10 protein-coding genes and 1 pseudogene are annotated in these 10,810 nt (G+C 63.6%); 4 read left to right on the forward strand and 7 right to left on the reverse strand.

Going from position 1 to position 10,810, the window contains the following annotated elements; all coding sequences use genetic code 11:
* Nucleotides 1–90: 90 nt before the first annotated feature.
* Together RDM88_RS04420 and RDM88_RS04425 are read left to right on the forward strand one after the other, a co-directional pair.
* Nucleotides 91–1,323, forward strand: coding sequence for a glycosyltransferase (locus tag RDM88_RS04420; protein ID WP_308753635.1), 1,233 nt, complete (start codon nt 91–93; stop codon nt 1,321–1,323).
* 4 nt (nt 1,324–1,327) lie between these two features.
* A complete protein-coding gene (locus RDM88_RS04425; protein ID WP_308753636.1) occupies nt 1,328–2,707 on the forward strand; it encodes an FAD-dependent oxidoreductase in 1,380 nt (459 codons plus the stop codon).
* A 50-nt stretch (nt 2,708–2,757) separates the two neighbouring features.
* Here RDM88_RS04425 and RDM88_RS04430 read toward each other — a convergent pair whose 3' ends face one another.
* The 3 genes from RDM88_RS04430 to RDM88_RS04440 all read right to left on the reverse strand — a co-directional run bounded on the left by RDM88_RS04430 (nt 2,758) and on the right by RDM88_RS04440 (nt 5,541).
* A complete protein-coding gene (locus tag RDM88_RS04430; RefSeq protein ID WP_308753638.1) occupies nt 2,758–3,180 on the reverse strand; it encodes a GNAT family N-acetyltransferase in 423 nt (140 codons plus the stop codon).
* A 359-nt stretch (nt 3,181–3,539) separates the two neighbouring features.
* Nucleotides 3,540–5,123: a citramalate synthase gene (gene cimA / locus RDM88_RS04435; protein ID WP_308753640.1), complete on the reverse strand. Its 1,584-nt coding sequence runs from the start codon at nt 5,121–5,123 to the stop codon at nt 3,540–3,542.
* Nucleotides 5,110–5,541 (reverse strand): SRPBCC family protein, encoded by a 432-nt coding sequence (locus tag RDM88_RS04440; protein WP_308753642.1) that lies wholly within the window; start codon nt 5,539–5,541, stop codon nt 5,110–5,112. The genes cimA and RDM88_RS04440 overlap by 14 nt, the downstream gene beginning before the upstream one ends.
* Before the next feature lie 237 nt (nt 5,542–5,778).
* Between RDM88_RS04440 and dapF the strand changes: the two genes are divergently transcribed.
* Both dapF and RDM88_RS04450 read left to right on the forward strand, forming a co-directional pair.
* Nucleotides 5,779–6,606, forward strand: a complete 828-nt coding sequence (dapF, locus tag RDM88_RS04445) for a diaminopimelate epimerase (protein ID WP_308753652.1) — start codon at nt 5,779–5,781, stop codon at nt 6,604–6,606.
* A gap of 71 nt (nt 6,607–6,677) precedes the next feature.
* On the forward strand, nt 6,678–7,877 hold the full coding sequence (locus tag RDM88_RS04450; RefSeq protein ID WP_308753644.1) for an LL-diaminopimelate aminotransferase: 1,200 nt from the start codon (nt 6,678–6,680) through the stop codon (nt 7,875–7,877).
* Between the two features lie 56 nt (nt 7,878–7,933).
* Here RDM88_RS04450 and RDM88_RS04455 read toward each other — a convergent pair whose 3' ends face one another.
* The 4 genes and pseudogenes from RDM88_RS04455 to RDM88_RS04470 all read right to left on the reverse strand — a co-directional run.
* Nucleotides 7,934–8,578, reverse strand: coding sequence for a precorrin-8X methylmutase (locus RDM88_RS04455; RefSeq protein WP_308753646.1), 645 nt, complete (start codon nt 8,576–8,578; stop codon nt 7,934–7,936).
* A gap of 8 nt (nt 8,579–8,586) precedes the next feature.
* The gene (locus RDM88_RS04460; RefSeq protein ID WP_308753648.1) at nt 8,587–9,114 is read right to left on the reverse strand and encodes a cob(I)yrinic acid a,c-diamide adenosyltransferase; all 528 of its coding nucleotides are present in this window, start codon (nt 9,112–9,114) and stop codon (nt 8,587–8,589) included.
* Nucleotides 9,111–10,610, reverse strand: coding sequence for a cobyric acid synthase (locus RDM88_RS04465; protein WP_308753650.1), 1,500 nt, complete (start codon nt 10,608–10,610; stop codon nt 9,111–9,113). The genes RDM88_RS04460 and RDM88_RS04465 overlap by 4 nt, the downstream gene beginning before the upstream one ends.
* 2 nt (nt 10,611–10,612) lie before the next feature.
* Nucleotides 10,613–10,810: pseudogene (locus RDM88_RS04470) on the reverse strand (threonine-phosphate decarboxylase); the annotation flags it as partial.

A 10,810-nucleotide genomic window follows, 5' to 3' on the forward strand; every position in this document is an offset into this window, starting at 1 on the left:
CGTTCTATCCTCAGCGGGCCCGCGATCATCCGGCGTCAGCCTGAATCCGCATCCGCAGACCACATCGCCAAAGGAATAGGAGCGTGTACCATGCGTGTTGCACTTTTTACCGAGACCTATCTCCCCCATGTCAACGGGGTTGTCACCCATGTCAAATCCCTCAAGGACGGGCTGGAACAGCTCGGGCACGAGGTCCTGATCGTCACCGCCGACGCCTCCGCGCGGCGGCATTATGTCTCCGACGGCGTCCTCCACTGCCCCGCCCACACTTCCAAGCGCTTCTACGGTTACGGGGTGGCCATGCCCCTCTCCTCCACGCGGCTCAAATATGTCCACCAGTTCCATCCCGATGTCATCCATGTCCACAACGAGTTCGGCATCGGGCTTTCGGGGATGATGATCGCCAAGGTGCTGCGCGTCGCGCTCGTCTACACGCTGCACACGATGTACGACGAATACATCTACTACATCGCGCCCCAGCCGCTCGTGCCGGCCGCGACGAAATTTTCCCACCAGTACACCAAGCTGTTCGCAAAGCTGGCGCAGGAGGTCACCGGGCCCTCCAAAAAATGCGAGGAATACTTCCGCAAGGCGGGCGTTTATAAGCCGGTCAACGTCATCCCCAACCCCGTCGACCTCGACATGTTCGACCCCGGCAAAATCGCGGAGGAAAAAAAGAACGCCTTCCGCGAAAAATTCGGCTACCAGCACGGCGAGACGGTCGGCCTCTTCGTCGGGCGGCTCGGCCGGGAAAAGAGCGTCGATTTGCTGCTCGACTACTGGAAAAAGACCATTCGTCCGGAGGAAAACATCCGGCTGCTCGTCATCGGGGACGGCCCCTGCCGGGAGGAGCTGGAGGAACAGGCCGTCCGGCTGGGCATCACCGACATGGTCACCTTTGCGGGCAAGGTGCTCCATACGGACATGCCGCCCTATGTGGGGACGTGCGACTTCTACATCACCGCCTCCACCTCCGACACCGATTCCATCTCCATGCTCGAGGGAATGGCGATGGGGCTTCCCGTCTTACAGATCATCGACCCACTCAACGAGGGGCAGGTGCGCGACGGCGTCAACGGATACATCTTCCACGACGCGCAGGACATGGCGGACAAAATCCGCATGCTCAAAACCATGCCGGCTGACAAGCTCTCCGCCCTGCGCGCCTCCGCGCGGCGTTCGGTCCAGCAGAGCGGGGCGGTCAACCTCGCGGAATATGTGCTCAAGGTCTATAACACCGCGCTGCACAAAAAGCGCCGCGCCCGCCTGATGACGACGCCCTCCTTCCGGGTGCACCCGCGCAAACAAAACAAAGGAGACTGATCACGTGAAAAAGCAGTATGACATCGCCATTATCGGCGGCGGCATCGGCGGCCTGATGGCCGCGTGGCGCCTTTCGGAGCGCGCGCCCTCCCTTTCGGTCGCGCTGTTTGAAAAGGGCAGCCCCATCGAAAAGCGCGTCTGTCCGATCATCACAAAAAAGGTGAGCACCTGTGTCAAGTGCAAATCCTGCGCCATCATGGAAGGGCTCGCGGGCGCGGGCGCCTTTTCGGACGGCAAATACGTGATCAGCACCGAATACGGCGGCTGGCTCACCGAGTTCCTGCCCGACGAGACGGTGCTCGATTACATCGAGCAGGCGGACCAGATCCTCGTCAAATTCGGCGCGACGACCGAACGGTTCCAGCCGAGCAACGAACTCAAAAAGCGCTGCCTCGAATACGACCTGCATATGAGCCAGGCCCAACTCAAGCACCTGGGCACCGACTCCAATTTCGAGACGATGAAAAAGCTCATCCACGCGCTCGCCGAGCGGGTGGAAATCCACACCAGCGCCGACGTGGTCGGCGTGAACCGGGAGTCCCACGTCCTCACCGTCAAAACCGCGGAGGGCGAACAGACCGTCGAGGCCGGCAGGATTATCTTCGCCGTCGGCCGCGCGGGCAGCCGCTTTTTCTCCGCCTGGTGCGAGGAAAACGACATCCCCCTGCACAACAACCAGGTGGACGTGGGCGTGCGCGTCGAGCTGCCCTCGATGGTGTGGGAGGACTTCGCGAAGAAAATCTATGAGCCGAAAATCCGCTACCGCTCGAAGGGCTACGGCGACATTATCCGCATGTTCTGCTTCAACGACCGCGGGCAGGTCGTCACCGAGAACACCAACGGAGTTTTGACCGTCAACGGACACGCCTACCGTGATGAGGCGCGCAAGACGCAGAACTCCAACTTTGCGCTGCTCTCGACCACCAACTTCACCCAGCCCTTCCGCGAGCCGATCGAATACGCCCGCCACGTCGCGAGCCTGGCCAATCTTATCAGCGGCGGCAGCGTGCTCGTCCAGCGGCTCGGCGACCTCGAGCTTGGCCGCCGCACCGACGAAAAGCGCCTGCGCCAGGGCACCGTGCGCCCCACCCTCTCCGCCGTGCCGGGCGATCTGAGCCTCTGCATGCCCAAGCGGCAGCTCGACAACATCGTCGAGACGCTCCACGCGCTCGACCAGATCTCCCCCGGCACCGCCAACTACGACACCCTCCTCTACGGCATCGAGTGCAAATACTATTCAGCGCGCCCCAAGTGCACCGACTTTGAGATCGACGGCTGCCCCGGCATTTTCGCCGTCGGCGACGGCGCAGGCTTTACCCGCTCCCTCTCGCAGGCGTCCGCCAACGGGCTCTATGTGGCCGACAAAATCATTGGCCGGGAATAAATGGGAATGCAAGGGGGCCCGAACGACGTTCGGGCCCCCTTTTGATGCAATTATTCAAGCTCTCCCACCGGCAGCGGGCAGGTCATCGGTGTAAACCGGATGCCGTCCTCCACCTGCTCGGGGCCGTCGGCACAAAATCCCCACCGGCTGTAGACCGGCAGCGCATAGGCGGAGGAATGCACCGTGACCGCCTTCGTCCCGGGCGGGCAGTGCCGTTTGGCTTCCTCAAAAAGCGCCGTCGCGATCCCCCGGCGGTGAAAATCCGGGTCCACAAACAGCAGGCTGACATGGTTTCCGCCCTGCATGCAGATGATTCCTGCCAAGCGGTCCCCGGCGTAACAGCCGTAAAGGGATATCCGGCCCTCGTCGAGCATGGCCTCCATGTTGTCTGTCCGAATGAACGCAAGGAAATTCCCGATCCCCTCCTCGGAATATTCCGGCGCTTCAAACTCCATAAAGACGTTTTTTACCAACCGAAGCGCCTCCGGCAGGCCCGCTTTCCCCAATTTCCGGATCGACATCCTTCCGCCTCTCATTTCCCGGAGCCGTGCGATCCGCGCTTCCAGCTCCCGCTCGAATTCCTCTCTGCTCTGTGCCGGGTCGCGCAGGCCGGTAAAGGTCTCGCAGGGCAGCTCGGGACACTCCCCCGCAGGAGGAAAAGCCGTGCCTGACGGCGCAGCAGTCGTAGATCGGGCAGACCTCAACGCCCAACCCGCATGCCCACGAGACGCATCCCCGGATTTCCCGGCAGCCGGCGCACGCGGCGGGATAGGCGGCGCAGCCGCGGCAGTCGCAGCCACAGACGGCGACTGCCTTTTTCATCGTCACCATCTCAGCCTTCCTCCTTTTTGACGGAATCGCGGTAGAGCTTATACTCCATCGAGTCGACGAGCGCCCGGATGGAGGCGTTGATGATGTCGGTGGACACGCCGACCGTCGTCCAGGCGTTCTCCCCGTCGGACGACTCGATCAGGACGCGCACCATCGCGGCGGTCGCCTTCCCGGTGTCCATGACGCGCACCTTATAGTCGATGAGGCGGACCCCTCCAAGATTCGGGTAAAAGACCTCGAGCGCCTTGCGCAGCGCACGGTCGAGCGCGTGGACCGGGCCGTCTCCTTCATCGGCGGTGATCTCGTAGCGGTCCCCCACCCGCACCTTGACCATCGCGGAGGCCATGTGCCGGTCGGCGCTGTCCTGCTCGCCGATGATGCGGAAAAGCTCGAGGGTGAAGAAGGGATGGAACCGCCCAAGCTCCTTGAGCACCACCATCTCAAAGCTGGCGGTCGCCGCCTCGAACTGGTAGCCCTGGAACTCCAGCTCCTTGAGCTCCCCGACCAGCGCTTCGAGCTCGGGGGAATCCTTCGTGAGTCCCGGGACCACCTCGCTGATCTTCGCAATCAGCGCGCTACGCCCGCTCACCTCGGAGAGCAGAATCTGCCGGTGGTTCCCCACCGCGGCGGGGTCGACATGCTCAAAGGCGGCGGGGTTCTTTTTTACTCCGTCGACGTGCATCCCGCCCTTGTGGGCGAAGGCGCTCTTGCCGACATAGGGCATCGAATGGGAGAGGCGCACGTTGGAAATCTCCGAGATGACCCGCGCCGCGCCCGTCATCCGGGCGATGCAGTCGGCCGGGACGCACTGGAAGTCGAGCTTGACCTGCAGGTCGGCGATCACGGTGGAGAGGTTCGTATTGCCGCACCGCTCCCCAAAGCCGATGTAGGTCCCCTGCACATGGTCCGCGCCCGCCTTCACCGCCGCAAGGGTGTCCGCGACGGCGCAGCCGGTGTCGTTGTGGCAGTGGATGCCGATCCTGCCGGGAAAGGCTTTGACCGCTTCCGCGGTGATCGTCCTGATCTCGTCGGGGAAGCACCCCCCGTTCGTATCGCAGAGGATGAGCTTGCAGGCGCCCGCGTCGGCGGCCGCCCTGAGCGCCTGCATGGCGTAGAGCGGGTTGTGCTTATAGCCGTCGAAAAAATGCTCCGCGTCGAAAAAGACCCGCCTGCCGGCTTCGGCCAGATAGGCCACCGTGTCGGCAATCATCCGGAGGTTCTCCTCCGGTGTGGTGCCGAGCACCTCGCGGACCTGCCATTCGCTCGCCTTGCCGAAGACCGCGACGCAGGCCGTCCCCGTTTCAAGCAGGGCGGCGACGTTTTTGTCCTCCCCGGCCGACGAATCTCGCCGGCGGGTCGAACCGAACGCCACCAGCCGCGCGTGTGAAAGGCGGAGTTCCCCGGCCGCGCGGCGGAAAAACTCCTCGTCCTTCGGGTTGCTATGGGGGTTGCCCGCCTCGATATAGTCGACGCCCGCCCGGTCGAGCGCCCGCGCGATGGCGAGCTTATCCTCGACCGAGAAGGAGACCCCCTCCCCCTGCGCGCCGTCCCGCAGGGTCGAATCGAAGATGTCAATCTTTTTCATCGCGCTCCCCCAGTTTCCGCCGCAGGTCGCGGATATAGGTTTCCTGCATCCTGCGCAGGTCCATCAGCAGGTAGGAAAGCAGCCAGACCGCCGGATTGCGGATGGTGAGCCGCTCGGTAAAGACCGCCTCGGTGCCGCCCTCCTCCGTTTTGGAGAACTCGCCCGTCCATTCGCCGGTGAACATCGCGTGTTCCATGTGGAAGGCGTAGAGCCGTCCCGGCTGCTTTTCGGTAATGGTAAAGACCGTCTCGCTTCCCTTTTTGGGATACTCCACGAAGGTGACGCCGTCCGGCCTGGCATCGATATGGTCGAGATCGCTGCGCCAGGAAAAATCGGTGTTATCGGTCACGGCCTCCCAAACGGCCTCCAGCGGCGAAGAAAAACGCGCCGCCATCTGGGACGTCCTCAGCTTCCTCATCTGAAAAGTCTCCTTTTTCCTTCCGCCTCCGCATCTCCCGTGGAGCGGTGGAGTTGTCTGTCATGCGGATATTGTAGCATAAACCGCCCCCGCGCACAAGCCGCCGCTTTTTCCACTTTACAAGAGTGAAGGTTTGCGTTAAAATAAAGAGTCAGAAGAAGTCTTTGGAAGATCCGGCCGACATCCGTCCGCCGAAGCCATGGAGGAACGAAGGAATTGAAGCTACATTTTTCCAAGATGCACGGGCTCGGAAACGACTATATCTACGTCAATTGCCTTGAACACAAGCTCAAACACCCGGAGGAGGTCGCGCGTATCGTGAGCGACCGCCACTTCGGCGTCGGCTCCGACGGCCTCATCCTCATCTGCCCCTCCGACCGGGCGGATTTCGAGATGCGCATGTATAACGCCGACGGCTCGGAGGGAAAGATGTGCGGCAACGCCATCCGCTGCGTCGGGAAATATGTCTATGACCGCGGGTTCACCGACCGCACCACCCTGCAGATCGACACCCGAAGCGGCGTCAAGACGCTTGAACTCACGCTGGCGGATGGGCAGGTCTCGACCGTGCGGGTTGATATGGGCAAAGCCTCCCTGCGCGCCAGAGACATCCCCGTCGACACCGACTACGACGACTTCATCAGCCAGCCGATGCTTGTGCACGGAGAGGTCTTTCTCGTCACCTGCGTTTCGATGGGGAATCCCCATGCCGTCATCTTCTGCGACGACGTGGAGAACCTGCCGCTCGAGGACATCGGCCCCCTCTTTGAAAACCACGAGAAGTTTCCCGACCGCATCAACACCGAATTTATCGAGCTCGTCGACCGCCAGACCCTCAAAATGCGGGTGTGGGAGCGCGGCAGCGGCGAAACCTTCGCCTGCGGCACCGGCGCCTGCGCGGCGGTCGTCGCGGCGGTTGTCAACGAGCACTGCGACGCCGGCGACGAGGTCACCGTGCGCCTGCGCGGCGGCGAACTCAAAATCACCTGCCGGGAGGACTTCACCGTCCTGATGGAGGGCCCAGCCGCCCACGTCTTTGACGGCGTGATGGAAATCGACCTATAAAACGACTGAAAAATGCCCGGTACGCAAACGCGCGGCGGGCATTTTTGATATCTCAACAGGAGTGATGAACGATGCCAAAGCTCAATGAAAACTACCAGAACCTCAAGGAGAGTTACCTGTTTTCCGATATTGCGAAGCGGGTGAACGCCTTTACGGCGGCGCATCCCGAAAAAAAGATCATCCGCATGGGAATCGGCGACGTCACGCTGCCGCTCATGCCCGAGGTCATCTCCGCCCTGCACGGCGCGGTCGACGATATGGCGAACGCTTCCTCCTTCCACGGGTACGGCCCCGAGCAGGGCTACGACTTCCTGCGGAATGCCATCCAGGGCTATTACGCCGGGCACGGCGTCTCCCTTGATCCGGACGAAATTTTCGTCAGCGACGGCGCGAAGAGCGATGTGGGCAACGTCACCGACCTGTTCGACGTCGGCAACGTCGTGCTCATCCCCGACCCCGTCTACCCCGTCTATGTCGACACCAACGTCATGGACGGCCGCACGGTGCTCTATATGAACGCCAACGCCGGAAACGGCTTTCTGCCGATGCCAAACCCCGACGTCCACGCCGACCTCATCTACCTCTGCTCCCCCAACAACCCGACCGGCGCGGTCTACAGCCTCGATCAGCTGAAGGCGTGGGTTGCCTACGCGCTCGAACACAAAGCGGTCATCCTCTTCGACGCGGCCTACGAGGCGTTTATCGGCGACGACAGCCTCCCCCACAGCATCTTCGCCGTCGAGGGGGCGAAGAGATGCGCGATCGAGTTCTGCTCCCTCTCCAAGACGGCCGGCTTCACAGGCACCCGCTGCGCCTACACCGTGGTGCCCAAGGAGCTGACGATGCGCGCTTCCGACGGTGAAACGCTCTCCCTCAACAGCATGTGGCTCCGCCGCCAGACCACCAAGTTCAACGGTGTCTCCTACATCATCCAGCGCGGCGCGGCCGCCGTCTTTTCCGAGGAGGGCGTGCGCCAGTCACGGGAGATGGTCGGGTACTACAAGGGAAACGCCCGCCTCATCGCCGACACCCTCTCCGGGCTGGGCATCCGCTATTTCGGCGGCGTGCACTCCCCTTACATCTGGATGGAGTGCCCTAACGGCATGAAGTCGTGGGAGTTCTTCGACTACCTGCTCGAAAACGCCGCCGTCGTTGGCACGCCGGGCGCGGGCTTCGGCGTCAACGGCGAGGGGTATTTCCGCCTAACCGGCTTTTCCAGCCGGGAGCAGACCGCCGAGGCGATGGAGCGGTTCAAAGCAATCCTCAAATAATCTCCAGCGCGAAAGGGGCGCGGAACCGGCAGGTTCCGCGCCCCTTTTTGGTTCTCCTAGCGTCCGCCTTCCATCCCGTAGAGCAGGGCGTTCACGATCGCGGCGGCGACGTTGCTGCCACCCTTTCGCCCGCGCGCCACGATGCAGGGCACGCCGCTTTCGAGGAGCAGCTCCTTGGCCTCGACGACATTGACAAATCCCACCGGCACGCCGATCACCGCCGCCGGGCAAAGCCTCCCCTCTGATACGAGCTCGCACAGGCGGATAAGCGCCGTGGGGGCGTTTCCGACCGCGAAGAGGAGCGGCCCGGACAGCGCGGAAGCCTTGTCCATCGACGCGACGGCGCGGGTCGTGCCGTTTTCCTTCGCCATTGCCGCCACGTCCGGATCGGACATAAAGCAGCGGGCCTCCCCGCCGAACCGCGCGAGGGAGGTCTTGTTGATCCCCGCCCGCGCCATCTGCGTGTCGGTCACGACAGCCGCGCCCGCGCGCAGCGCGGCGCGCGCCGTCTCCACGACGCCGGGCGAAAACGCAAGGTTTTCCGCGTAGTCGAAGTCGGCGGTCGTGTGGATGACCCGCTTGACGACGGAGGCCGTCTCCTCCGGAAGCGCGATTCCCCGCTCCGCCAGCTCAGCCGCGATGATTTCAAAGCTGCGCCGCTCAATGTCCGCGGGCAGCAGATGCTCCAGCTCTCTCTTCATGGCGTCCCTCACAGTTCGATTCCCTCGCGCGCGGGGATTCCCCGGTCAAAGGGGTGTTTTTGCTTCCTGATCTCCGAGACGTAATCCGCCGCCTCGACCAGCCAGTCGGGCGGATTGCGCCCGGTGAGAACCAGCTCGAGCTCCTCGGGCTTTCGCTCCACGAGGCTGCGCAGCAGGTCGGCGTCCACCGTTTCGGTGGAGAGCGCCCCCATGATCTCGTCGAGGATCAGCAGCTTGCAGGTCCCCGCCCGCGCCGCCTCCACGGCGGAGAGCAGGAGCTTGCTGTTCTCGTCATAGGTCTGCTGGAGCTCCCGCTCGTCCATCTGGAAGGTGAACTTACCGCCGCCCCTTCCGCGCAGGAGGGTGATCTCCGGGATTTTCGCGAGCGCGTGCAGCTCTCCGCTGTCCCTCCCTTTGAGAAACTGCGCGATCAGCACCGGCATGCCCCGCCCGGCGGCACGCACCGCCAGCCCGATCGCGGCGGTCGTCTTGCCCTTGCCGTCGCCGCAGTAGATGTGGATAAGCCCCTCGTTCATATGCCTTCCTCCAGAATTTGATAGACCGCGTCCATGTCGAGACTCTCCCGCACCGCCTCCGCGAGCCGGTCGTATTGCGCTTCCCGGTAGGTTTTCGCATCCATGGCCGCGATTTCAGATTCGTCAAGCCCCTTCGCTTTACAGAGGCAGCGTACCAGCGCGGCGGCGGTCTCCCCGCTGTCGAAGAGCCCGTGCACATAGCTGCCGCAGACATTCCCGCGCGCCGCGCCGTCCGGCTTCGTCTCTCCCTGCCCGGCGCGCAGCTCCATCAGCGGCGGGCAGTCCCGCTCCGTGCGGCCCATGTGGATTTCGTAGCCCTCGAAGGCCGCGCCCGAAAGCCCGGAAAAAATCCCCTCCACCCTTTCAAAGCGGCCCGTCACACGGGTGCGGGTCTTTTCCCGCGCAAATACCGTCCGGACGGGCAGCAGCCCGAGGCCGCTGAGCGTCCCGCCGTGCTCGACCCCGTCGGGGTCGGAGAGGCGTTCGCCGAGCATCTGGTAGCCGCCGCAGATGCCCAGCACCGCGCCGCCGGCCGCCGCGTGCTTTTTGACGGCGGCCTCCAGCCCGTTCTGCCGCAGCCACAGGAGGTCCTCCATCGTGTTCTTGCTGCCCGGCAGGATGACAAGGTCCGGACTACCCAGCGCGGCGGGCGACGCGGCATACCGCACCGAAACGCCGGGAATCCGCTCGAGCGGGGTAAAATCGGTGAAATTGGCGATGCGGGGCAGACGCACGACCGCGATATCGACGAGCGCCGGGCCGCCGCGGTGCGTAAGCCGCTCGGAGAGGCTGTCCTCGTCGTCGACGTCGACGTCGAGCCAGGGCACCACGCCCACGACCGGAACGCCGGTAATCCCCGCGATCTGGTCGAGCCCCGGCTGCAAAATCGCCCGGTCCCCGCGGAATTTGTTGATGACCAGCCCTCTGACCATCGCGCGTTCGTCCGGTTCCAGCAGCATGACGGTGCCCGCCAGCGAGGCGAACACCCCGCCCCGGTCGATGTCCCCCGCGAGCAGAACGGGCGCTCTGGCGAGCCGCGCCATGCCCATATTGACAATATCCTCCGCCTTGAGGTTGATTTCCGCCGGGCTGCCCGCACCCTCAAGCACAATCACATCGTACCGTTCCGCGAGCGATTCGTACGCCTCCATGACCTTCGGAACGAGCTCCCGCTTCCGTTTAAAGTATTCGGCGGCGCTCATGTCGCCGAGCACCTCGCCGTTCACGATCACCTGCGAGCCGGTGTCGGAGGAGGGTTTGAGCAGGATGGGGTTCATCCGCACCGACGGCGCGATCCCCGCCGCCTGCGCCTGCACCACCTGTGCGCGGCCCATTTCGAGCCCCTCGTCGGTGATGAAGGAGTTCAGCGCCATGTTCTGCGATTTGAAGGGCGCGACGGAATGGCCATCCTGCCGGAAAATCCGGCAGAGCGCGGCCGCCAGCAGGCTTTTGCCCGCGCCCGACGAGGTCCCCTGCACCATGATCGCCTTCGCCAAGCCTACGCCCCCTTCAAAATCTCCCCGAGCGCGGCAACCAGCCGCTCGTTCTGCGCGTGCGTCTTGACCGCCGCGCGGTAAAACCGCTCGTCCAGTCCCCGGAAGTTGGCGCATGGACGTATGAGGATGCCGCGCTGTTCGAGCAGCGCGTCGAGGTCGCGGCAGGCGTTGCACTTGAAGAAGAGGTAGTTCGCCCGCGA

It is taken from the genome of uncultured Anaerotruncus sp. (genome assembly GCF_902490045.1).
Lineage (GTDB): Bacteria > Bacillota > Clostridia > Oscillospirales > Ruminococcaceae > Anaerotruncus.

Coding starts and splice junctions, on each gene's coding strand:
- dapF (WP_308753652.1), top strand. CDS start 5,779: ATGCACGGGCTCGGAAACGACTATATCTACGTCAATTGCCTTGAACAC.
- RDM88_RS04420 (WP_308753635.1), top strand. CDS start 91: ATGCGTGTTGCACTTTTTACCGAGACCTATCTCCCCCATGTCAACGGG.
- cimA (WP_308753640.1), bottom strand. CDS start 5,123: ATGAAAAAGATTGACATCTTCGATTCGACCCTGCGGGACGGCGCGCAG.
- RDM88_RS04460 (WP_308753648.1), bottom strand. CDS start 9,114: ATGAACGAGGGGCTTATCCACATCTACTGCGGCGACGGCAAGGGCAAG.
- RDM88_RS04440 (WP_308753642.1), bottom strand. CDS start 5,541: ATGAGGAAGCTGAGGACGTCCCAGATGGCGGCGCGTTTTTCTTCGCCG.
- RDM88_RS04450 (WP_308753644.1), top strand. CDS start 6,678: ATGCCAAAGCTCAATGAAAACTACCAGAACCTCAAGGAGAGTTACCTG.
- RDM88_RS04455 (WP_308753646.1), bottom strand. CDS start 8,578: ATGAAGAGAGAGCTGGAGCATCTGCTGCCCGCGGACATTGAGCGGCGC.